The sequence below is a fragment of the Aestuariibacter sp. GS-14 genome (genome assembly GCF_006494365.1).
GTDB classification, from domain to species: Bacteria; Pseudomonadota; Gammaproteobacteria; order Enterobacterales; family Alteromonadaceae; genus Alteromonas; species Alteromonas mangrovi.
In genome coordinates, this window is sequence record NZ_VHIP01000013.1 from 80235 (window position 1) to 105206 (window position 24972).

The window sequence follows — 24972 nt, forward strand, 5'->3', positions numbered from 1 at the left end:
AGATTGAGATTGCCTGACCCGGCCCCGAAGGACCGAGCTAACTCTATGTTTTTATTAAAATTCGTTAAGCCGCGTTAGATTTTTTCGAATCGCTGCTTTTCTTCGCCGACTGACGGCTGGATACCGTTTCCACCTTCTTTTGCTTTTCGTAAAGGAAGGTCAGTACCTCATGTCGGTAATGGTTGTATTCCGGGTTGTCTGCCAGTGCCAGACGATCGCGTGGCCGCGCCAGTTTCACATCAAGCACTTCGCCGATGGTGGCCGACGGGCCATTGGTCATCATCACAATGCGATCCGACAGCAAAACCGCTTCGTCCACATCGTGGGTGATCATGATCACCGTGTTGCCAAGTTCAGCGTGGATCTCCATCAGAGAATCCTGCAAATGTGCTCGGGTAAGCGCATCAAGTGCACCAAACGGCTCATCCATTAGCAACACCTTGGGTTCCATGGCCAGCGCGCGGGCGATCCCCACTCGCTGCTTCATCCCACCAGAAATTTCCGACGGTAACTTCTCGAGCGCATGGGTCATATGCACCAGTTCAAGGTTGTGCATTACCCATTCGCGAATTTCCTTTTTGGACTTATTCTTCTGGGTTTGCTTAACCGCCAGTTCAACGTTTTTATAAACCGATAACCAAGGCAGCAGCGAGTGGTTTTGAAACACGACTGCGCGCTCAGGGCCGGGTTCGCGAACTTCTGAACCGTCGAGAATGACGCCACCCGTGGTTGCCGTATGTAAGCCAGCCACAATATTCAGCACCGTTGACTTGCCGCACCCTGAGTGTCCGATAAGAGAAATGAATTCCCCTTTGGCAATCTTCAGGTTAACGTCAGTTAATGCAGTAAACGGGCCTTTAGGGGTAGGAAAATCAATACCTACCTGACTCAGTTCCAAATGTTTAGATTGCATGGATATATCCTCTCAATACCAGGCGCGGCTTAACGAAGCACCGCATTTTTATCCCAACTGACCAGGCGCTGAACGGATAACATCAGACGGTCAAGCAGGAAACCGATAATTCCGATCGTGATAACCGCGACCATGATTCTGGCCAGTGATTCGGAACTACCATTTTGAAATTCATCCCACACAAATTTTCCAAGTCCGGGGTTCTGCGCCAGCATCTCTGCCGCAATCAATACCATCCAGCCTATGCCCAGAGAGAGGCGTAAACCGGTGAATATCATGGGAATAGACGCAGGCAACACAATTTTTTGTACATGACTAAGCGGTTTAAGGCGAAGTACTTTACTTACGTTTACCAAGTCAGAATCAATGTTTGATACACCCACTGCCGTGTTGATTAGCGTGGGCCACAGGCAACACAGAGACACAGTAAACGCCGACGTAATAAATGACTTGGAAAACATCGGATCTTCACTTACGTAAACAGCACTGACTACCATTGTTACCAATGGCAGCCAGGCCAAGGGAGAAACCGGCTTAAAAATTTGAATAAGGGGGTTCATTGCTGAATAGGCAGAACGGCTCAATCCACACAAAATACCCACTGGCACCGCCACAATACTGGCAATAACGAATCCAACCATAACGGTGTACAAACTCGTCCATATCTGGTCAAAAAACGTGGGGGCGCCTGTAAATGGACGAATTTTCGGTTCAAAGCTTGGATCTTTCGCCAGGCGCTCGGCATTGCGTTCTTCCTGACGAGCATAGAAGTCACTGGCTTTATCACGCTGCGCAATGTGTTCATTGATGAGCGTTAAAGACTGCTCCCATACCTGCGCAGGACCAGGAAACTGGCCCAGAGAAGTATCGATAGTCTTAGCAACGCCATTCCACAAGGCCAGGAACAGTAGCAATCCAACCACCGGCATCAACAGTTTCGGTATGGTAGACATAATACTCCCGAGTATATTTTTGTTTCGGATTTGGCCGATTTGACTCACAACGCTTGCTGATTTACTCATCAAAGTAACCCCCTTTTAATCGACACGGTTATAGAACCGTGTCGCCTTTCAGACCAATGCTGAACTGTTCCAGGTATGCATTCGGCTTAGTACCATCAAACGTTACGTTATCGATAAATTCCGTTTGCGGCGGCTTGAAGCCAGATTCGGTTGCAAATTCAGGGAAATCAGCCGGTGACGCTTTACCTTCAGCAATCAATGCCTTAGCAGCTTGTGCATAGATATCCGGACGGTATACCTGTTTTGCCGTTTCTTTGTACCAGTCGTCAGATTTGGCATCAGAGATTTGGCCCCAACGACGCATTTGCGTGAGGTACCAGATAGCATCACTGTAGTAGGGGTAAGTCGCGTTATGACGGAAGAATACGTTGAAATCAGGCACTTCGCGCTTGTCGCCTTTTTCGTATTCAAACGTTCCTGTCATGCTGTTTGCAATAACGTCTTCGTCAGCACCTACATAGCTGCTTTTAGCCAGGATTTTTACCGCTTCAGCACGGTTTGCGTTGTTGTTCGCATCCAGCCACATAGCAGCACGGATCATGGCTTTCACCACGCGAATATGGGTATTCGGGTTAGCATCAGCCCAGGCTTTACTTACACCAAATACTTTTTCCGGGTTGTTTTTCCAAATCTCATAGTCAGTAATAACCGGTACACCAATACCTTTGAATACGGCCTGCTGGTTCCATGGCTCACCTACGCAATAACCGTAAATGGTGCCTGCTTCCATAGTGGCTGGCATTTGCGGTGGTGGGGTAACTGACAGCAGAGCCTGAGCGTCAATTTGACCCGAGGTATCCCCTTTGTGTGGCGCATAATAACCAGGGTGAATCCCGCCAGCCGCTAACCAATAACGCAGTTCATAGTTATGTGTAGATACCGGGAATACCATTCCCATTTTGAATGGCTTGCCAGCGCTGCGGTAGCTGTCTACCACGGGCTTTAAATAATCAGCTTTAATAGGGTGAACTGGTTTACCATCCTTTTGTGGGATGTGTTTTTCCATTTCAGCCCAAATCTCGTTGGAAACAGTAATGCCGTTACCGTTAAGATCCATACTGAAAGCAGTGATGATATGAGACTGGGTACCAAAACCAATAGTTGCGCCCAACGGTTGACCCGCCAGCATGTGCGCACCATCTAACTGGCCGTCGATTACGCGGTCAAGCAACACTTTCCAGTTTGCCTGTGCTTCCAGCGTGACATACAACCCTTCGTCTTCGAAATAGCCTTTTTCATAGGCAATCGCAAGTGGAGCCATATCGGTTAGTTTTATAAAACCAAATTTCAGCTCTTCTTTCTCTGGCCAGCCAATATCTTCGGCATTTACCACACCAGACACAGAAGAAGCCATTACTGACGCAGCAATCACCAGTGAAGAAGTAATGCGTTTAAGTCTGGTTTTTATTTGTATGTGTAACATGTGCGTTCCTTAAACCAAAAAAAAAGCCCACCAGTAATGAACAATCATTACTGGCGGGCTTCGTTGCCTGTTTCCTGCTGCTGTATAGCAGGAACGAAATAAATTGTGTGCGTTAGCGTGCTAGCATTCGCTGACATTACTAATACATATTTGATGCCAAAATGTATAAATCAATAAAAATCATGAACTTAACATTTAATAAACATTAAAATTTCGAAAAATTTGAATCATCCCGGTGCGTTTTGTACAAAAGCTGTGCAATCAATGATCGCATAGATGTGCATTCTGGATCATCATAGGGCGACAGATTGCACCGCAATCGCACGTTCAACCCGATAAAAACAACGACGAATGCAGGAAAAACTAACTTTTCGTCGCTGAACAGACCGGAAAAATACAGAAAAAACGAAAGTACCTGGACATTTTACACAGATAAAACAAAGCCGCTGAATGCGGCCCTGTAACGGTGAGTATTTGCTTAGTCAAACAGGCCCAAAAGGCAGTTGGGCTTTTTCCCTGTTTTCCCACATGGCCACAGCCTGGCTTTTGGCTGCGTCATGAGTGAGGTTGTGCAACAGCATAAGATAAGCACTCAGACTGGCGATAACCGCCTCTTCAGCGTAGTGGTGCGATTGCTCGCCGCGCCACACCGACAGCATGGTTTGTGTGCTGATATCCCGCTCTTTCATAGCCCACCCTGGTGAAGCCGGATACACCACTTTTTGGGTTTGCCCTGCCTGGGTAAAGTACAGATCGGTTTCGCGCTCGGTATTCACTTCCGGGTCGCCACCATCGCCGCGAAACACCAGCGATGACTGCTTGAATTGTTCATTCACCAGTGCATGACGTTCATCAAGGTGAACATGGTAAACCCCCTGCACGGCAAAGGGAGCATGACTGGGATTAAGTAAACGGGCCAGCGTATTAGCGCAGGAACGCAAACCAAACAGTTCCCGTAGTTTAATTAAACGGTCCAATTCAGGTAGCGCAATACCGAGATCAAGATAACTGACATTACAGGCAGCCTGATGATGTTTGGCCTGTTCGATTGACTCAGCCAAGGGTAAGCCTAAATCCGGTAACGCATGGCTGGCATAAAAACGCTGTGACCCCGGTTCAGATGCGCCATGCAGACAAACCTTAACACCACTCGATGCCAACAACGCCACACTGAACAGGTACCAGGGCAATTGCCGGCGTTTACCTGCATAACAGCCTATATCAAGTTGTGCGTTTAATGCCGTCAGCTCTGACGGAACACGTTCGCGACAAGCGCGAATAAAGGCGAGTAATTCTTCGACGGATTCTTCCTGCATACGCAGTAGCATTAAAAATGCGCCCGCTTGTTCAGGCGCAATACTGTTGTCGAGTACGCGGCCCATGGCATCATAGGCCTCATCAAACGTCAGATGACGCGCACCCTTTTGCCCTTTGCCAAGGGCTTTAATATATTCACTAAATGGCAAGCTTCTCATAGGATTGATTAAGCAGCTCTAAAGAGACAGATTGGCGGGCATTTACAACATGTCCAATTACTACCAGTGCAGGACCTGTCATATTTGCTTGCGCAACATGTTGAACTATATCGCTAATAGTCGCAGCGATGACCTGCTGCTGATTACAACACGCGTTCTCGATCACCGCAACTGGCATATTGGCATCTACGCCATTTTCCTGAAGCCGCTGACACAACAAGGCAAGGCGCGAAAAACCCATATAAATTACCGTGGTTTCACGTTCAGCATTGCGCGCAATCGACGCCCAGTCGGCTTCTTTCTCAGGATTCTGAAACTGCGCCGTCATTAATCTAACCGATTGAGCCACACTGCGATCGGTAAGGGGAATGCCCGTGTAGGCCGAAGCACCGGAAGCGGCCGTTATTCCAGGGACAATCGCAAACGGAATATTTGCTTTGGTCAGTGCATCGGTTTCCTCACAGGTACGCGCAAACACGGCAGGATCGCCGCCCTTCAAGCGCACTACCCGCTTTCCTGCAAGCCCAAGCTCAACCATCCGCGCACAAATTTCATGTTGAGGCACACTGTGTTTACCACAGCGTTTACCCACAAAGACTTTTTCAATGTGACGCGGAATACAATCCAACACGGATTGATCCACCAGCCAGTCAAACAACACGATATCGGCGGTTTGCAGCAAACGGTATGCTTTTACGGTGAGTAATTCAGCGTCGCCCGGTCCGGCCCCAACAATAAAGACTTCGCCGGTTTTGGCTTCGCCATGTCGATCCGCGGTAAACCCGCTATTGAGCCCACCGAGTAAGCCACGCTGCGTAAAACTGCGCAGCCTGGTTTGGATGCGTAACGCCCCTTCAATAAGCGGCGCGGTTACAGGATTAAATAATACGCTCATAAGGGGTAGATTCCGTGTCAGTTAACGTTGATGCCTCGCTCGATAGCAAGGAAGCCAGCTCGCTTTTACACGAACCACAATTTGTGCCGCACTTGAGTGTTTTGCCCAGTGCTTCCACGCTGTTACAACCATTCTGAACGGCTTGCTTGATGGTATTTTCACGCACACCAAAACAGCTACAAACCAGTTTACCCAGCAAAAATGCATCGTCGGGTTGCTGATTGAGTAAAGCACTTAGCTGTTCAGACGTCAGTGTGTCTGCCACTAACAGGCTATCTAACCAGTCCAGAGGCACATTCAGTGCAGTGGCGCTGAGCATCACTGCCAGCACCAACGCATCGTTGCGCGTAGCAATTACGCTTACTGCATCAGGTGTTTGTCGAGTCGCCCATTGGGTATCCTGCGGCAACAGCTTGTAAAGCATTGCCACCAGTTCCTGAGGCGCTTTTATATCTGCAACCGTGGCACTGTGCGCTACCTCAGTCGGGCAAGCTAACCAGTAGGTAAATGCATTGCGGATCGGACCAACATAATCAGCGCCGCCATACACCAGACCGTATGAGCCCATCTGCGCTTTTTGTGCACTCACCGCGCCGTGTTTCAACTCAGGCTGGCCAGACAAAGGATCGTTTGCACCGTTTAATAAAGCGCCTACTTTGCAGTGAGATCCCCAGGTGGCTGACCAGTGAAACGGCGCAAACATGTCGCCCTTTCGCTGCTTGTCATCAACTTTAACCGGTAAAATAACGCTCGTATCTTTTGCGCATTCTGCATTTAATTGCAGCAGGTCACCATCGCCTACTCCTAGCGCTCTGGCATCTTCACTGTTCACACTCAACCAGGGGCGATCCATGTGTTTTAGCAACCTTGCAGTGTTGCCAGTGCGGGTCATGGTATGCCATTGATCGCGTACTCTGCCAGTATTGAGCGCATAAGGATAAGCGACTGAGGTTGCTTGCGCGGGCAACGCAGGGCTCACCGCAATCATCCGTGCTTTGCCGTCTGGCGTATAATAAGTGCCATCTGAAAACAGGCGGCTTGCGCCGGCGCGATGTACGTCACTAAAAGGCCATTGCTGTGGGCGCATCAGGTCGTACTGTTGTTCTGTTATATCTTTTAGGGGCGATAGATCCAGTGCCCGACGCCCCGTGTTTTCAGTGCCGGTTAACGCACAATGTTCACGGAAAATCTCAACCGGATGCTGATAGTTAAACGCCTTACCGAAGCCCAGTGCACAGGCCACTTCACTGATGATTTGCCAGTCGTGTTTGGCTTCTCCACTGGGTGGGACTAAGCCGCGCTGACGTGAAATCCGGCGTTCTGAATTCGTTACCGTGCCATTCTTTTCCGACCAGCCGGTGGCCGGAAACACCACATCAGCAAACTTAAGCGTATCGGTTTGGGCTGCGGTATCAGACACAATCACCATTTCACATCGCGAAAGCGCTGCTTCAATTAATTCACGGTTTGGCATACTGGCAACCGGATTGGTCGCCATGATCCATAACACTTTAATGTTGCCATCGGCTGCCGCCTGAAAGGAATCCACCGCTTTCAGGCCGTTTTTGGTAACCAGATTGGGCGCTTGCCAGAAATCCCGCACAATGCGCTGATGCTCAGGGTTATCAATGTCCATATGCGCAGCCAGCATCGTTGAGAGGCCGCCAACTTCCCGTCCCCCCATCGCATTGGGCTGACCGGTAATCGAGAATGGTCCGCAGCCGGGTTTGGCAATTTTACCACTGGCAAGATGACAGTTAATAATGGCATTCCCCTTGTCTACGCCAGTGGTAGACTGGTTGATGCCCATTGAGAAAAAGCTGATCACACGTGGAAGTTGCGTAAACCAGCGGAAAAACGTTTCTATAGTAGCCAGCGGTAATTTACACACCTCTGCTACCCTTGCGCTATCCCATTCGCGGGCAATAGCCATTGTATCGTCCAAACCGGATACCGACTGTTCAATATACGCCTTATCCAGTCCATCGTGTTGTGACAGGTAATTCAGCAGACCACAATACAGCACGGAATCAGTGCCTGGCGCCAGTGGCAGATGTAAATCGGCCAGCGAACAGGAATCGGTTTGGCGCGGGTCAACCACCACCACTTTCATTGCTGGATTATGCAATTTGGCGCGCTCTATACGCTGGAATAACACCGGGTGTGTCCAGGCGGCATTGCTGCCAACCAGCACCAACAAATCGGTGTTTTCCAGATCGTCGTAGTCGCACGGCACTATGTCTTCACCAAAGGCCCGTTTGTAGGCAACCACTGCTGACGACATACACAGGCGGGAATTAGTATCTATGTTTGCACTGCCAATAAAGCCTTTCATCAGCTTGTTGGCTACGTAATAATCTTCAGTGAGTAACTGTCCCGAACCGTAAATAGCAATAGCATCGGGCCCATCTGTTGCCAGTACATCACGGATTTTATCGGCTACCGTTTGTATAGCGTGTTGCCAGTCAGCGCGCTGCCCATTCACCATTGGAAACAACAAGCGGCTATCCTGCCCCAGTGTTTCCAATAAATGGGTGCCTTTAATACAAAGGCGACCAAAGTTAGCCGGATGTTCCCGGCTACCCTGTAAATCGCTTAACTGTGGACTCGCTGCCCCCTGGCGCACGACATCCACGCCACAACCTACTCCGCAATACGGACAAGTTGTTTGCAGTAACCGTTTACTGCTCTGAGGATTGGCTGTTGGGGGTAATGAAGTCATTGCAGATTCCGGTTTTTACAGTTCAATTAATACGCGCTGTGCTTCCACTCGCACAGAATAAGCATTCACACTTACGTCATCGCGCTCAAGACACACGCCAGAAGCCAGTTCGTAATGCTCTTTGTAGAGTGGCGAGGCAACCACAATTTTGCCTCCCAACGATCCTACAATACCGCGATACAAGACGTTAGCTTCACCAATCGGATCCCAGTTACTGATCGCAAAATACTGTGTGCCTTCGCTGTTAACAACTTTGAAAATAGCAACCTGTTCGCTACCAATCAGTGCACAAACGCCGCTGTTGGTAACCAGGTCGTCTTCATGACATACATCATGCCATTGTGGGGTATAACTTTCTTGTGCTTGCATGATTGCTCTCCTATACCAATTCTACCGGGATGGCTTTTTCACCTGAAAATTTTTCGGCTTTGGTGGCCGGGCGAATTTGCTCGCGCTCAGTAACAAACTGAATATTGCTATCGGTTGCGTCACTGTTCACAAACTGGCGGAAACGTTTAAGGGCTTCCGGCGATTCAATGGTGGTTTTCCACTCGCACTGATAGGTATCCGTGATGAGTTGCATTTGTGCTTCAAGCTCTTCACCGATGCCAAGAGAATCCTCAATTACCACCTGTTTCAGGTAGTCCAGACCCCCTTCCAGGTTTTCCATCCACACTGATGTGCGTTGCAGACGGTCAGCCGTTTTGGTGTAGAACATCAGTACGCGGTCGATGTATTTCACCAGTGTTGCGTCATCCAGATCGGTTGCGAACAGGTCTGCGTGGCGAGGTTTCATACCGCCATTACCACACACGTACAGGTTCCAGCCTCTTTCAGTAGCAATTACACCGATGTCTTTACCCTGTGCTTCAGCACATTCACGGGTACAACCGGATACGGCAAACTTGATTTTATGCGGGGCACGCAGGCCTTTGTAACGATTTTCCAGATCGATAGCCATGGTTACTGAATCCTGCACACCGTAACGACACCAGGTGCTGCCAACGCACGACTTAACCGTGCGCAGCGCTTTGGCATATGCATGACCCGTTTCAAATCCACCCGCTACCAGGGCTTCCCAAATGGCTGGCAGTTGGTCAACACGGGCGCCAAACAAGTCGATGCGCTGGCCACCGGTAATTTTGGTATACAGGTTATATTGCTTGGCCACCTCACCCAGCAGGATGAGTTTATCAGGGGTAATTTCACCGCCAGCGACGCGAGGGACAATCGAATAGGTACCGTCTTTTTGCATGTTGCCCAGATAGGTATCATTGGTGTCCTGCAAAGGCTGGTGTTGTTGCTTCAGAATGTAGTCGTTCCACACCGACGCAAAGATCGAACCTGCGGCGGGTTTACAAATATCACAGCCCATACCACTGCCGTGCTTCTCAAGCAGTTCATCGAAGCTCTGAATCCCTTCTATTTTAATCAGGTGATACAGTTCCTGACGGGTAAAGTTAAAGTGTTCACAAATCGCTTTAGACACCTCAACACCACGCTTTTCGAGTTCGCTGTCTACCACGTTCTTCAACAAGGCAGCACATCCACCGCAACCAGTGCTGGCACTGGTAACGCCTTTTACTTCGCCAACCGAACAACAACCGCCGTCGATGGCGCTGATAATGTCGCCTTTGGACACGTTGTAGCACGAACATATCGTTGCGGTATCACCCAGTGCATCCGCGCCTAGTACTGGTGCATCACCAGATGAAGGTAATATCAGCGCTTCCGGTGCCTCGGGTACCTTAATGTTGTTTAATGCGTATTGCAGCAGCGTGTCGTAGTCGCTGGTATCGCCAACCAGAACAGCACCAATCACAAAGGATTTGGTAGGATCCAGCACCAGTTTTTTATACACACCATCAGGTTGGTTGTGGTACGTGTAAACCAGTGCGCCAGGCGTTTTTACATGCGCATCACCAATGGAGCCTACTTCTACGCCCATTAATTTGAGTTTGGTACTCATGTCGGCACCAGCAAACTCGCCTTTACCGCCGGTAAGATCGGCTACCGCTGCTCGGGCCATGGCGTAGCCAGGTGCAACCAGGCCATAAATGCGGTTGTCCCACAGGGCACATTCACCAATAGCGTAAATATCGGGATCCGACGTTTGACACTGGTTGTTGATCACAATACCGCCGCGCTCGCCCATGGTCAGCCCACTGCTGCGACCCAACTGGTCGCTGGGTCGGATCCCGGCTGAGAACAAAATTAAATCAGTTTCTAAAAAGCTGCCGTCAGAGAAATTCATACGGTAGCGGCAGGATTCGCCTGCAACAATTTCCTGAGTGGCCTTCTGAGTGTGCACTTTCACACCCAGCTCCTCAATTTTCACTTTGAGCTGTTGACCGCCCATCATGTCCAGCTGCACGGCCATTAACTGAGGTGCAAATTCCACCACGTGGGTTTCAAGACCGGCTTGTTTCAGTGCATTAGCGGCTTCGAGCCCCAACAATCCGCCCCCCACTACAACGCCTACCTTGCTTTGTGCAGACGAAGCGCTGATTGCTTCCAGATCTTCAATGGTGCGGTATACCAGACAGTGTGGTTGATCGTTGCCCGGAATAGGTGGAACAAACGGATAGGAGCCGGTAGCCAGAATAAGCTTGTCGTATTCAAATGTTTCACCGCTCTCCAGAGTAACGACTCTGGCGTCGCGATCGATAGTGCTCACCCGCGCATTAATTCGTGCATCCACGCCCCACTGCTGATAGGTCTCAGGCGTGGTCATAGCTAAATCTTCTGCCGTTTTACCTGCAAAGTATGACGATAAGTAAACCCGGTCATAGGCCAAACGGCCTTCACCGCTTAAAACCGTAACGTGGCAATCATGCTGGCTGTTGATTAACTGCTCAACAAAATGATGGCCTACCATGCCGTTTCCGACAATGACGATGCGTTGTTGTGAAGAAGAAGTCATTTTGTTCACCTTTCTTGGAGACAAAAAAAAGCCCACGACCTTTCAGGGTCATGGGCTCCGTTGCCTGTTTAGCGTTAGCTTTTAAATTGTGTGATGGCGCAATACAAATGAATCGGCATCTTAATGAGGTACAATCAAGATCGATGCCAATAATTAGACACGTTAATTTTCAATGAGTTAGTAATTTACTCGTACTTCCTCACAACCTAAATCGCACCAATTTGATGCAATAACGTCTGCACAGGTGCACTATCATGGTTAAGTGGGTTGCTTATCGAATTAACGCAAACGCCAATAACACTGCTAATACACCCGACACAGTTTGCCAAAACCTCACCGGATTGCGCTCTGCCAGAGGCAGAACTTGTTGATATCCCGGGTTTGGATGCTGTAGGTCATACAGAAATTCAGACAGGCTTGGGTAACGTTTGCCAGCCTGCGGATGACATCCGCGTTTCATCGTTTCATCCAGCCAGACAGGCACCGACACATCCCTTTGAAGCAGACGCTGATAACGCAATTTGTGTAATGCACTGTAACTGGTTGTCCTGGCTACCGATGTGCCATAGGGATGACCGCCGGATAACGCGTAATAAAGCACACAGGCAAGCGCGTACTGGTCAGCCTGCTCATTGGCCCACAGGCCCACAAAATATTCAGGTGCGCTGTATAGTAAATCACCGGGGATAATAAGTTGATTCGGGTCGTCTAAAAACTGATGGCCATCAATACTGGCACTGCCAAAGTCAATTAATACCAGCCTGCCGGTGTGGGTTAACAGTATATTCTCCGGCCTGATATCCTGATGTAGAATGCCTTTTCGATGCAATGCAGTAAGCGCAGTAACTAATTGAGCGGCCCACTCGCGGACTTGCTTCACTGTTGCCTGACCGTTGTCTAGCAAGTGCTGGCGCAGAGTTTGCCCGTCAAGATATTCAGTTAGGGTGTAAAACGTACTTCTATACTCATCTGACTCAACGGTTTTCATTACATGGGGATTGTTTACCCTGCGCGCTATCCACTCCTCTTTGGCCATGTCGTCCAGGAAGCCAGCATTGTTACTTTGCGTGGTTGACGGCACTTTAAACACCGCCCGCTTTAGCGTGGTTTCATGCTGTGCAATGAACACATCGCTGCGATCAGAACGACTCAGACAGGTTAACAATTGCCAGTTGTCGATAGTAGCACCGATGTCCAGATGCGGATTTCTGGGCAGAATGCCATGTTCGTCGTATTGGGAATTGACACCGGTTGCTGTACTGGCTACCACCAGTAATTGAATCGTCAGGTTGTCCGAACTACCAGCAGCCAAGGCGTTCTCTACCACCTGTTCACAGTACTCGGTAAGCTGATTGTGGTTTTCCGGCATACCGTTAAACAGGGTTGCTGCGTTCACGTAGTCTGCCACCCCATCGGTCATCAACGCAAATTTGTCGCCGGGTTCAATATCGATGAGTTGAATATCCACGTCGAGTGCCGGCTTTATGCCCAGTGCATTGGCAAGGTACTGCTGACCACTTTCTGATACGCCCGTGTGCGCCTGGGTTAACTGCGTTACGTTATCACCGCGACAATGCAATATTGTACTGTCACCACAGTGAATAACGGTTGCACTCTTGTGCTGCAGGATCACACCAGAAAACGTACACACATAGCCCCTGTCCGGATTCCCCTGATAGGGGCTATGAGCGCTTTTTATGTATAAGGCGGTGTTGATGGTTTCCAACACTTTTCGCGCTGCTCTGGCAGATGACCAGTTTTCGCTGGTCAGCAGGTAATCGCGATTAAAATGTGTAACAGCCAGTTCACTGGCGTATTGACTAACCTGGCTGCTACTGATCCCATCCGCTATGCTTGCCACCAAACCCCGCCGCCCTAAAACGGCACAATCAGGCACTGTCATTGCCTGACAGTCCTGATTGATTGGCTTGATACCGCTACTGGAGCATGCGCCCCAGCGAACAGTTAACACAAACGTTATACCTTATCGTTAACCTTGGCTGCTGGAACAGCTTTAGGCACACCGCCACCCGCAAGAGTGCGTTTAGGTGCCGTTTTGTAGTGGGTTGAGTACAGGGTCAGACCGGTAAATGCCAAACCACCCACCAGGTTACCCAGTGCAGTTGGAATTTCATTCCAGATAAAGTAATCCATGATGGAGAAGTCACCACCCATGATCAAACCAAACGGGAACAGGAACATGTTCACAACCGAGTGTTCAAAGCCCATAAAGAAGAACAACATGATAGGCATCCACATAGCCAGCACCTTGCCGCTCACGTTAGTTGAAATCATTGCGCCAACAACGCCCAGTGATACCATCCAGTTACACAGCATGCCGCGAATAAAGATAGTGATCCAGCCTGCTACGCCATATTCTGCATAACCCAGTGTACGCGCTTCACCAATACCCGCTACTTTTGTGGCAATAGCACCGCCATCGGTGTTGTAACCCATGGTAAAAATGAATGACATCATAAATGCCACGGTTAATGCGCCAGCAAAGTTACCCACAAACACCAGCCCCCAGTTGCGCAATATTTGCGGCCAAGTTACGCCGGGGCGTTTGGCAAGCCAGGCTAAAGGTGCCAGTACGAACACACCGGTTAACAGGTCGAAGCCCATTAAGTAGAGCATACAAAAGCCCACCGGGAACAAGATAGCCCCAATCAGGAATACGCCGGTTTGTACAGCAATGGTTACTGCAAATACGGCTGCAAGTGCCAGAATGGCTCCTGCCATATAAGCCCGAATTAAAGTATCACGGGTAGACATGTAAATCTTAGATTCACCCGCGTCGACCATCTTGGTCACAAACTCCGAAGGAAGTAGATACGCCATAATCAATCACCTTACTGTTATTAAAGAGTGCACAGCGTTCACTGCTACGTTCGCTGCCGTTTTTCACGCACAAAAAAGCGCCCGCACCACTCCCGTTGAGGAGCAGTCGCGGACGCCTTTGTCCAATCTCGTGCTGTTGGCAAATCCCTAAGACTTGCACACTTCACGTACCAAGTTTCTTGCCAACTTGGTTAAGATTAAAAATTAACCATAAAAATCAGCCAGATAAATCTTTTAGAAAGAGACAAGTGAATACCCAAACCTCAATTCAAATGCGCCAAAATGGCGCAAATTCACCAAAATAGTGCCTCGTTTAACTATGTATTCGCACAATTAATAGTGATATTCGAGCTATGCACCGGAAAATTGCCTATAAACCCATCAATTTAATCTGTTTTTCAATGATTTATGCAAGGAACACTAAACAGGAATGGCTTTTGCTTCAGTTTTATATCAACACGCTATTTGAGATCGCCATGGGAAAACACAGCGAAATTACCAAGCGCTTTTTGCTGGCAGCCAAGTACCAGGAAATTCAGGCACTTCACCATTTATCGTCGAACTGTCGTACCGTGGAAGCAATTAAAGACATGATCCACCAGTTGCAACGGGAACGTGGGATGTCTAATGTGTTTCTGGGTTCCAAAGGGGATCGCTTTTCAGCCCAACGCGAACAACAAATTCAGAGTAGTCAGGAATGCGAACAGGATTTGCGAAGCCTGCTTAAATCACTCTACCTTGGCAATCACGATAACGGTCAGTCGATGCGTTTGCTCAGCAGCATCACGTTTGCCTTGCAGGGCATGGATCACTTGCCAAATTTACGTGAAAAAGTATCGGCTTTACAGGTAAATACCCTTGAGTCGACAAACGCTTACTGCCGTCTGATTGCCGGATTACTTGACGTTATTTTTGAAGCCGCCGATGTGGCCAGCGATCCGGAAATGACCCGTCTGCTGGTTGCCTTGTTCAACTTTATGCAAGGTAAGGAATACGCTGGACAGGAACGCGCCTGGGGCGCAATTGGCTTCTCCGAAAGCCAGTTTGACAGTACGTTATGCGACAGGATCCACACTCTTACTGAGTCCCAGCAGCAGTGCTTTGAAACCTTTTCCAATTTCGCTGATACCGAAGAGCAAGCGATGTGGAACGCGCTTGCCACAGGCGAAGTGTCGGGCAATATTCAGCGGCTGCGAGAAATGATTTGTTCACTGGCAAAAGGCGGTGGCTGTTCGTCGGAACTCAGTGAAGTATGGTACGACATTGCAACACAGCGTATTGATGCCATGCAGCTCATTGAAGAACACCTGACTACGCGACTTAACCAGCAAGCTGAGCTAAGAATTAAGCAGGCTGAGGATGAATTGCGTAATCACGAACTACTGGTTGCGTCGTTAAACAATACGCCTGCACACGCTGGTTCACCGTTTACCATGTTGTTTGATAGTTCGGTTAAAGGCTTGCGCGGCGCTGAGATCAGAGAAGACGATCTGGTTGAATCCGCTACCCTGTCAGCGCACAAATCCTTTTACGAGCTGATTCGTGGGCAGTCTCAGCGCATTGAAGAAATGGCCGGTCAGCTAGCCGCAGCCAAACAAGCCCTCAACGAACAAAAAGTGATCGATCGAGCTAAATTACTGCTTATGCAACAAGGTAAAATATCCGAACAACAGGCTTACAGAAAACTGCAAACATCCGCAATGGAACAAAATATTCGGATAGCTGAACTCGCGCAACGGGTTGTTCAGCGGGCAGCGAAATAATTGTTGCCTGATGTTGATTAACGTTAAGTTTCACATGTTATACAAAATTCAATAACTATTCGCTTACGTTTCGTTCTTGTGGTTTTCTCGTGTGGTTTTATAACTTCAACAAGCGAGAAATAGGATGCTGCGTAAGCACGTAACACCATTATTGATAGGCGCCGTACTGTGTGTTGCCCTCGCCCCTGACAGGGTATTAGCACAAATAGGCGATACCTTTGCGTCTGAACGCAAAGTCATTACCGATCCCGTGACGGGTGTAAACATCGCCTTTCTGACCAGTCAGCCCGCCGGCGATTCCAAAATATACCCTACTCACCCCCAATGGACTGCCGATGGCAACTGGCTGGTATTTCGCAGTAATCGCGTACCGGGCGAAGCCATGGCCGTTAACGAACAGGATGGTACGCTAGTTCAGGTAAGTGAAGGTGGCTATTTCGGCATGTTGGTGAATGCACAGCGTTCCAATAAATTGTACCTGATGCGCGATGCCACTTTTGCTGCCGATGCGCAACCGCGTTACGGTAACAGCGAAAACGACAAGCAAATCGTCGAGGTGAATACCGGTGCGCTGCTTGCCGATGTCATGGCAAAACGTGTTAAGCCTGCCAGCCATTATCAGCGTGTAGTGGGTATTGTACCTGGCAGTATGGGCGCGGGTGGCGATATGGCACTGGACGCTGCTGAAGATATTATCTATTTTCGAATTGGTCGCGAAGAAGCAGCACGGTACCTGCCTAAGGGCACCAAACCCGAAAGCAACTTTGGCCCCCGAAACATGGGCGCAGGCCCAACGGGCATCGCCAGTATGGATCTGACAACAGGCAAAATTGCCATGGTAGTTGCGCTGCCTTTTCAACTTGGACATATCCAAACCAATCCCTGGGTATCCCGGGAACTGATATTTTGCTGGGAAACCGGTGGTAAGTCACCGCAACGCATGTGGACCATGAAAGTGGGAGGTGAAGTAAAACCCCTGTATCCCGAAGCGGATTATGAATGGGTAACACATGAAGCGGTTATCACCCGCGATGAAGTCGCTTTCGCCATTATGGGTCATCGCGATGTTGGCACCCATGATGATTGGGGCCCTTCTGCGAGCCGCCTTAAACCCACCGGGCTGGGGATAGTGAATTTGCGCACCAATGAAATGCGTATAGCCGGCCAAACCCGCAGTGGCAGTGGTCTGTGGCATGTACATGGTTCTCCCGACGGGCGCTGGGCAGTGGGCGATGATTTTGAGCGAAACTTATATCTAATCGACCGCACTACCGATGAGATGATACTACTCAGCGCAGGGCACAAAACCACAGCCAAAGATCATACGCACCCCACATTTAGCCGGGATGGCACTAAAATTCAGATCCAGTCGGCCATGCTATCTGATGACGATCGCAGTTTAAATATTGCCGTAATCTATATCCCAGAAAGCTTGCTAAACAAAGACTATAGCCAGGTTAAAAGGCTGGACTAAATAACTCGAGGCCGAATTCACGGCTTCGCAAGCCGCTTCGTTCACAGCCCTGTGTAAAATAATGACAGGGCTTCGCAATTGCGCTTTACCCGCTTAAATCCCCTGCTCGTCTCAACGCTTTTTTAACCCTGATTATTGGCATAGTAACTGCTGCCACTGTGGTTATTTGAGCCTGAACCTGTGATCAGGTGTTTCATTGCGCAAAGAGAGTGCAGATGTTGACACGTTCCTCCCCAAAGTTGGTCTTTGCCCCATTCAGGGTCGCTGTTTTTCTATCCGTCATGCTGTTAAGCAATTGTCAGTCGGCCTTGTCCGATTCACCCGAGACGTCTCTTACCGCTAAACAGGCAGATCGATTACTCTATGACCGCTGTGAAGACTGTCATAACGATTATATTTTCGATGGCAACTGGTCGATTAGCGATATCAACGTTAACGACATCGCACAGGGTGACAATCTGGCACGCTGGGAAAGTATTTTAAAATCGGTAGCCATGGGCGATATGCCGCCGGCCGATAAAAAACAGTTAACCCCGCAGGAAAAGGCGTCGCTGCTGCACTGGCTGGGTTCGTCACTGGATAACTTTGCTGAACAGCATCCCAATCCGGGCCGCTCAACACTGCGGCGATTAAACCGAAGCGAGTATGCCAATTCGGTGAGGGATCTGCTGGCACTGGATGTGGACATAACACCATCGCTTCCCGGCGATGACTCAGGCTATGGTTTCGACAACAATGCCGATGTGTTGAGCGTTTCAACTACCCATCTGGAGCGATATCTGAATATTGCGGGTAAAGTGAGCAATCTGGCCATCGGCATAGTGCCAGACTCAGCGACAAAGGTAAGCTATGTGGTTCCCAAAGACGGCTCAGTAAAAAATAGCGGCGTACCTTCTTATGATCTGAGAATGAGCGACGATTTACCGCTGGACTCCCGAGGCGGTGGCAGTTTTACATTTTACGCGCCGATTACCGGCGAGTACGACATTGCGGGATACCTGAATGCCAATACCAATAACGAGGTCGATCGCCTCGATATTCACCGCTATAACTACACGCTTACCCTGAACGCCGGCAGCCACACCATTGGGATGGCGTTTCGCAAGCAACTGGCGCTGAATGAACACGTACCAACGGTGCGCAAAGGAACGGATTACGTTGTATTGCCCGATCGCCCCCCAACAGAGCTGACATTGGATTTTATAGTTGATGGTGCACGGGTGAATACTGTTCAAGTGCCTTCGTATCACCTGTCTTCACGCTTCTCCCAAGCGGCTTTTTTACGCGATGTAATGGAAATAGAGGTAATTGGTCCGTTAGCCAGTAACGCAACCATTACAGCGGCCACAGACACGCCCAGTACGCGTAAAATATTTATTTGCCAGCCAGAAAATACCGATAGTACAGCCGCGACATCCCCCACTGAAATCGCCTGTGCCAAGCGGATTTTAACTAAACTGACTACCGAAGCGTACCGGCGTCCCTCCACACCTGACGATATTGAGCCACTTATCAGTGTATTCACCTACGCGCGCAAGGATTTGGATTTCAAAGCCAGTATGGCAACCGCGCTACAAGCATTACTGGTATCGCCAGGCTTTTTCTATTTGCAGGAGCCCGCACCTCAAAACATTGACCCGGGCGCGGTGTATCAGATAAGTGATACTGAATTTGCCGCCCGGCTCGCCTTATTTTTGTGGAGCAGTATTCCTGATCGCACCCTGAGAGAGCTGGCGCAAAGTGGCCGTCTCAGAGAGCCTGAAATACTTAACAACGAAATTGAGCGAATGCTCCGGTCTGATAAAGCCCTGGCGCTTACCCGCAACTTTGCCGGCCAATGGCTCTACTTGCGTAATCTTCCTTATCATGCCCCTGACGTATTTGAATTCCCTCAATACAACGTACCGTTACAGCAATCAATGAAGCGGGAAACAGAGTTATTCTTTACCCGCATTTTACAGGACGATCGTTCCATTTTTGACTTCTTGAATGCCGATTATGGCTATTTGAATGAGCAGTTAGCCACACATTACGGCATTGAAGGCGTAAATGGACAAGCGTTCAGACAAGTAAACTTAACCGAATATTCGGACCGAGGGGGCCTGTTAGGTCAGGCCAGCATATTAACGCTTACGTCCAACCCCAATCACACCTCTCCGGTTAAACGGGGAAAATGGATACTGGACAATTTATTAGCGGCCAGTCCTCCTCCGCCGCCACCCGATGTACCTGCACTGGTGGCGGAACACGATGGCATAGCCTTGTCGGCCCGCGAGCAACTTAAGCGGCATCGCGAAGATCCTGTGTGCGCCGCCTGTCACAAAAGAATGGATCCACTTGGGCTGGCCTTGGAACAATATGATGCTGTTGGCGCATTCAGAACCGAATATGCAGGACAACGCATTGATGTTACCGCGCAAATGCCTGACGGAACCCAGTTTGAAGGATTACCCGGATTACACGACATTTTGTGGGAGCGCCGCGAGCGCTTTGCACTGGCCTTCACAGAACGGTTGTTAACCTATGCCCTTGGCAGAGGTTTGGAAGCCCACGATCAACCCACAATCCGACATATTGTTACAACGGCAAAAGCGGATGACTATCGCATTCAAAGTATCGTCAAGGCCGTCATAGCCAGCATGCCATTTAACTACAAAAAAGCACCCGAGGCGCCCGATGAAAAAGAACAAATCGCAACAGCACACTAGTCAGGGGCTGTCTCGCCGCGCATTTTTGCGAGGATTGGGCGTGACCGTCACCCTGCCGGTAATGGAATCGTTGCTGCCTAAAGCTCATGCACAAGTGCTTGAAAGCCGCCCCAAGCGCATGACAGTATTTTATTCACCCAATGGGGTTAGGATGCAGCGCTATACCCCTACCGAAACGGGCTACAATTACACCATCACACCGGTGTTGAAGCCGCTTGAAAAAGTGCGCGATAAGTTTTCTGTTATTTCCGGTCTGGCTCACTATCAGGCCAGTGCGTTCGGCGCACCACCTGCCGGACACGGACGAAGTTGCCCGGCCTTTTTAACCGGCGCACACGCTAAAGCAACGGAAGGGGCTGACATCTACTGCGGGGTGTCTGCCGATCAGATAGCGGCACAATTTTTTGCAAAAGACACACAGCTTGCCTCACTGGAATTAGGCATCGAACCACCCAGCTTATTGGGGAGCTGCGACATTAATTACAGTTGTACCTATACCAATACCATTTCATGGAAGAGTCCTACCCAAGCCTTACCTGCAATGGTTGCCCCAAGTGATGTGTTTGAGCACCTGTTTGGCAATGGTAACAAGATAGACGAAAACACCAGACAAATGCGACTTGCCCATAAAAGCAGTATTCTCGATTTTATCCAGGGCGAAGCAAAGCGGCTTAATCGGCGTTTAGGCAGTCACGACAGGCAAAAAATGGAACAGTATCTGGAATCCATTCGCGATGTGGAAAGGCGCATAGAAAAGGCTCGACTCACTAAAATCGAGATGAACTTAGCAGACGTGACCGTGCCTGCATCAATTCCAAATGATTATGAAGAACATGTAAAGATAATGCTGGATTTACAGATGCTTGCCCTGCAAACCGACATGACCCGCGTGAGTACTTTTATGCTAGGACGCGAACTGAGTAACCATGCTTACACGAATCTGGGTATTCCCGACGGTCATCATGCGTTAAGTCATCACGCCAATGATCCCGACAAAATCAACAAACTGGTGAAAATAAACGCTTACCACATGCAACTGTTCGCAGACTATTTGGAAAAAATGGCCAGTATCCCCGATGGTGAATCCAATTTATTAGACAACACCTTTGTGATCCGAGGCGCCTGTATTGGTGAGTCGAATGACCACGACCATATGAACCTCCCCATTTTACTGGCCGGGGGTGGCTTACCAGGTAACCGTCACATAGCTACCGACAAACACACACCTATGTGTAATCTGTTGCTGAGTGTATTGCAGCACATGGGCGTGCCAATTCAGCAGTTTGGTGACAGTACCGGGCCATTGGCCGCATTAACCGCGTAAGAAGGTAATAGAATGAAAGGAAAACTGTTTGCATTGGTGATAACAGCCTGTATCAGCGGATGCCAGAATGAAGCAGTCAAGCCGGCTTCAGACTCGTTGAAACACACACAAGACCAAACGCAGCTATTACAAACAAAGCGGGCGATTCTGGCATTAGATACATCACAAGTAAGAGCGTTAGCGGCACAGATTGACGTAAATACCCCCTTACCGGATCAATCCAGCCTATTGGCCTGGGCCATCGAAACACAAAGTCCCGAACTGGTTGAGATATTACTTAAACAAGGTGCAAAAGTGCAGCAAACAGGGGAAAACCGGTTCAGCCCAATAATTCAGGCATGCCGTTACGGCAATGCACGGATAATTAATCTGTTGTTAGACCAAGGCGCATCGCCTGAGGCCAGAATTGAAGATGGTACCAGTGCACTTCATCTTTGCGCCGGCACCACGTCAGCCGACACCTTGTCGAAGATGCTAAGCATGAGCGATAGCATCGAAATCAATTCGACGAACGAATACGGACAAACGCCATTGATGTTTGCAGCCAATACCGGCAACGTAAACGCACTCCTGCAATTAATCAACGCTGGGGCTGATATTAACAGGCAAACCCTACAGGGCTACAGTCCGCTGTTTTTTGCCATTAAAAGTCAGCATCTGGCCACCGTAAAAGCTGTGATAGCCCATGGGGCAGATGTACTTCATACCGCACAAGATGGTACGTCCGCTTCCCAACTTGCGGTGTATACACAAAATTTCGAATTTTTAACCTGGTATGCCCAAACACTGCCGACATTAATGAACCAGGAAGCAATACACACACTATTAACCGCCTACGACCGAGATGGCGAGCAACTGCTTCACAAAGCGGTTAATGCCAATCAAGCAGAATTAGTAAGTGAGCTACTGAAGCTGGGGGCAAACCCTGCATCCCGCAGCCAGCCCTCTTCGCTCACCTGGCGGTACGAAGCCAACTTTAAGACAGAATCCTACCAACCCCCACAGCTAACGCCGTTGGAAATAGCGCAGAAAAACAAATTTGATCATATTGTCGCGTTGCTAAATGGCAGTTTAAGTACAATCTGAAAATGTGAGTAAAAAAGCAGATAAGATGGTGCGTCTAGCCTGATTCGAACAGGCGACCTCTACCATGTCAAGGTAGCGCTCTAACCAACTGAGCTATAGACGCATAGACAAACGGTGAACACCGAGTGGCGCGTATAATAGCGATGCCAACACACGGGTGCAAGTATAAATTCTTTATTCACCCATTGATTGCATAAAGATCGCACAAAAGCCTTATCTGCATCGCTTCACCAGACTCTTCTTTTAGCGCTTGTTCATGCCGGTGTTGCGCTTTTTGCTGGCTTGCAGGCAAAGGGAATGGACTTGGTATAGCGCAGAATCTCGCCTCTGGAAATGGTTTGCATCAGGAATTCGCCCAGCCGGTCGGATTCAGACAGCACTTGTTGCCAATACTTAATACGCGTTTTTGCATCCAGCGTTTCAAAATCCTTGCGATCCGGGATTTTACCGTAGGGAAGACTTGCCACAAATTCTTCAGACGGCACCAGCATTACCACATTGTCAAAGCTCGCCTTGTGGGGGATCCGGTGTTTTAACGCTTTGTCGAACCAGCCCGGAATAGCTTTGGGATAAAAATGCGGATACAACACCAAACCAGACGTCGGGCCAAATTGTAAATCAAAGTGGTAATCTATAATGCCTCCGTCGCGATAGACTCCCTCAGGGGCTTCGGTAACCTCTTGCACTCCATTAAGTACAAGTGGAATGGAGCCTGATGCCAGTAACGCGTCTTTCACGTTACTAAACGACAAATCGATATATTCTGTACGCAAATTATAAGGGTCAATTATCTCAAATTTGCTGTTGGGTGCGGTAAACACACTGCGAGTGTACAGCTTTTGCAATAATCGTCGGTTTACCAGATTGGCCGCAGCACTGATGCCAAGCCCAACCATCTGACTGGGTTTGTTGTAATGTTGCATTAAACCATGGCAGCGTGCCGTGATAATTTGTAATTTGTGATAACGATTGGTCATTACCTCAATGATCCCCTGCTTACCCATTACATAATGAATAAGCTCACGGGCTTTGTCGGTAATTTCCCAACTGGTCGGTTTCTCAGAATAAACAGTAGTAGAATAGCATTCGGCCAGGCGATTGATTGCTGCGTATGGGTCTTTTTGAACAAAACACGCAGCGCGAAATGCCCCAGCCGACGAGCCGATAACATTTACCCGATGGGCGCTTTTTAAGAACAATTCAGGGAAAATAACTCTGTCGAGACCTGCTAAAACAAACCATTTAGGCCCGCCAGACGCTCCCAGAAAGTGATGAAACAGTTGGGCTTTAAAACCGTGCTGTTGTATTTGTCTTAGTGCTTTGGGACCAGCATAAATATTTAACGGCGCGCCCACGTATTCTGTCCTTTTTTATTTAGTCTGATTTAGGGTAATCCTATCCTAAGGTAGAGGTAAGGTAAATCGGCCATCGGTACAGGTAAACTATGTTTACCGATAAGACAATAAAAAGTGGACAGGGCTTCAGATACTGACCCGGTAAGGGTAAACGGTTCCATCTGCACCACACTACCCGACGGATCAGATCACATACAACGAATATTTTCATAAAAAATTGTGGATATTTGCTAAAAACTATGCCGCAACACAACTGTGCAGTTTATAACCAACCCATTTTAATTGTATAAATACAATAAGTTACAACTTACCCCATAACTACTCAACAAAGTTATCCACAGATATAGTGGATAACATTGAACAACGCGTTTCGCAGTGGGATCTTGATGGATTTATTGATACATTGGGCCATGTTTCAATGGCCTGATCATCATGAATTACTGCTTTACTACCCGGATCACAGATAGCGCCCCCGTTGCTAAAAAAGCGGCTCTGCGCATAACAAGCCCGGCTACCGGTGCAATTTTGTCATTGTCAGACTCTCCGTCAGCGTTCTACCGGGAGAGAGTCCTGGGCGAAGGAATAGGCATTCAACTCACCCGTGGCGAGGTGTATGCGCCTTGCTCCCTTGTTGTCTCCAGTATCGATCCGGCTAAGGGCTCGTTAAATGCAGTTACCTCAAAAGGTATCAAATTGTTATTTCAGGCAGGGCTGCCCGAATTCACCGGCCATGGCGAACGCTTGCAATTCCATGTTGGTACAGGCGATACGGTAAATGCTGGCATGTGTTTGTTTACCTGCGATCCCTTGTGGATGAAACAACAGGGTCAGCAACCCTGTTTGTATTTCACGTTGTTAAATGCGGCACCCCTTGCCGCAATTCAGTGCCACGCCTCTGGCAGTATTCTCGCGTTGGACGATCTGCTTTTTACGTTATATGTTCATCCCAAATAGCCTCTATACAGCGTAAGGGATATAACATATAGCGCTTGATGATGGAGACTAATCAGCAATCCTTTGCAAGCCTCAAGCGGGCAATATAGACTTG

At 48.9% G+C, this 24972-nt stretch carries 17 protein-coding genes and 1 tRNA gene; 6 read left to right on the top strand and 12 right to left on the bottom strand.

The genetic code is table 11. The features are described from left to right. Nucleotides 1–64: 64 nt before the first annotated feature. The 10 genes from FJ444_RS17105 to FJ444_RS17150 form a co-directional block, all read right to left on the bottom strand. The gene (locus FJ444_RS17105; RefSeq protein WP_140960336.1) at nucleotides 65–913 is read right to left on the bottom strand and encodes an ABC transporter ATP-binding protein; all 849 of its coding nucleotides are present in this window, start codon (nucleotides 911–913) and stop codon (nucleotides 65–67) included. Between the two features lie 29 nt (nucleotides 914–942). Further along, entirely contained in the window at nucleotides 943–1866 is a 924-nt protein-coding gene (locus FJ444_RS17110; protein ID WP_370298068.1) for an ABC transporter permease, read from the bottom strand. Nucleotides 1867–1963: 97 nt separating this feature from the next. Continuing rightward, nucleotides 1964–3289, bottom strand: coding sequence for a CmpA/NrtA family ABC transporter substrate-binding protein (locus tag FJ444_RS17115; protein WP_255439285.1), 1326 nt, complete (start codon nucleotides 3287–3289; stop codon nucleotides 1964–1966). Between the two features lie 551 nt (nucleotides 3290–3840). Next, entirely contained in the window at nucleotides 3841–4833 is a 993-nt protein-coding gene (locus tag FJ444_RS17120; protein WP_140960342.1) for a glycosyl transferase family protein, read from the bottom strand. After that, the gene (gene cobA, locus FJ444_RS17125) at nucleotides 4814–5728 is read right to left on the bottom strand and encodes a uroporphyrinogen-III C-methyltransferase (RefSeq protein ID WP_140960344.1); all 915 of its coding nucleotides are present in this window, start codon (nucleotides 5726–5728) and stop codon (nucleotides 4814–4816) included. The genes FJ444_RS17120 and cobA overlap by 20 nt, the downstream gene beginning before the upstream one ends. Beyond that, nucleotides 5712–8450 carry a nitrate reductase gene (locus tag FJ444_RS17130; RefSeq protein ID WP_140960346.1) on the bottom strand — a complete coding sequence of 913 codons (2739 nt, stop codon included), beginning with the start codon at nucleotides 8448–8450 and terminating at the stop codon, nucleotides 5712–5714. Before FJ444_RS17130 ends, cobA begins: the two co-directional genes overlap by 17 nt. Before the next feature lie 15 nt (nucleotides 8451–8465). Continuing rightward, nucleotides 8466–8819 carry a nitrite reductase small subunit NirD gene (gene nirD / locus FJ444_RS17135; protein ID WP_140960348.1) on the bottom strand — a complete coding sequence of 118 codons (354 nt, stop codon included), beginning with the start codon at nucleotides 8817–8819 and terminating at the stop codon, nucleotides 8466–8468. Between the two features lie 10 nt (nucleotides 8820–8829). Next, complete coding sequence (nirB, locus tag FJ444_RS17140; RefSeq protein WP_140960350.1) at nucleotides 8830–11373, bottom strand: nitrite reductase large subunit NirB; 2544 nt, start codon at nucleotides 11371–11373, stop codon at nucleotides 8830–8832. A gap of 271 nt (nucleotides 11374–11644) precedes the next feature. After that, nucleotides 11645–13345, bottom strand: coding sequence for a bifunctional protein-serine/threonine kinase/phosphatase (locus tag FJ444_RS17145; RefSeq protein ID WP_140960351.1), 1701 nt, complete (start codon nucleotides 13343–13345; stop codon nucleotides 11645–11647). A 5-nt stretch (nucleotides 13346–13350) separates the two neighbouring features. After that, nucleotides 13351–14214: a formate/nitrite transporter family protein gene (locus tag FJ444_RS17150; RefSeq protein ID WP_140960353.1), complete on the bottom strand. Its 864-nt coding sequence runs from the start codon at nucleotides 14212–14214 to the stop codon at nucleotides 13351–13353. 437 nt (nucleotides 14215–14651) lie between these two features. Between FJ444_RS17150 and FJ444_RS17155 the strand changes: the two genes are divergently transcribed. The 5 genes from FJ444_RS17155 to FJ444_RS17175 all read left to right on the top strand — a co-directional run bounded on the left by FJ444_RS17155 (nucleotide 14652) and on the right by FJ444_RS17175 (nucleotide 22569). After that, the gene (locus tag FJ444_RS17155; RefSeq protein ID WP_255439281.1) at nucleotides 14652–15977 is read left to right on the top strand and encodes a nitrate regulatory protein; all 1326 of its coding nucleotides are present in this window, start codon (nucleotides 14652–14654) and stop codon (nucleotides 15975–15977) included. Between the two features lie 124 nt (nucleotides 15978–16101). Continuing rightward, nucleotides 16102–17451: a PD40 domain-containing protein gene (locus FJ444_RS17160; protein ID WP_140960355.1), complete on the top strand. Its 1350-nt coding sequence runs from the start codon at nucleotides 16102–16104 to the stop codon at nucleotides 17449–17451. A gap of 215 nt (nucleotides 17452–17666) precedes the next feature. Further along, nucleotides 17667–20159, top strand: coding sequence for a DUF1592 domain-containing protein (locus FJ444_RS17165; RefSeq protein ID WP_219993914.1), 2493 nt, complete (start codon nucleotides 17667–17669; stop codon nucleotides 20157–20159). Beyond that, nucleotides 20128–21483: a DUF1552 domain-containing protein gene (locus FJ444_RS17170; protein ID WP_140960357.1), complete on the top strand. Its 1356-nt coding sequence runs from the start codon at nucleotides 20128–20130 to the stop codon at nucleotides 21481–21483. Before FJ444_RS17165 ends, FJ444_RS17170 begins: the two co-directional genes overlap by 32 nt. 12 nt (nucleotides 21484–21495) lie before the next feature. Next, complete coding sequence (locus FJ444_RS17175; protein WP_140960359.1) at nucleotides 21496–22569, top strand: ankyrin repeat domain-containing protein; 1074 nt, start codon at nucleotides 21496–21498, stop codon at nucleotides 22567–22569. 26 nt (nucleotides 22570–22595) lie between these two features. Here the strand turns inward: FJ444_RS17175 and FJ444_RS17180 are convergent. Further along, nucleotides 22596–22672 (bottom strand) — tRNA-Val (locus FJ444_RS17180). A 151-nt stretch (nucleotides 22673–22823) separates the two neighbouring features. Then, a complete protein-coding gene (locus FJ444_RS17185; protein ID WP_140960361.1) occupies nucleotides 22824–23924 on the bottom strand; it encodes a patatin-like phospholipase family protein in 1101 nt (366 codons plus the stop codon). Between the two features lie 432 nt (nucleotides 23925–24356). On the opposite strand from FJ444_RS17185, the gene FJ444_RS17190 reads away from it, so the two are divergent. After that, nucleotides 24357–24878, top strand: coding sequence for a PTS glucose transporter subunit IIA (locus tag FJ444_RS17190; RefSeq protein ID WP_140960363.1), 522 nt, complete (start codon nucleotides 24357–24359; stop codon nucleotides 24876–24878). The last annotated feature ends 94 nt before the right edge of the window (nucleotides 24879–24972 follow it).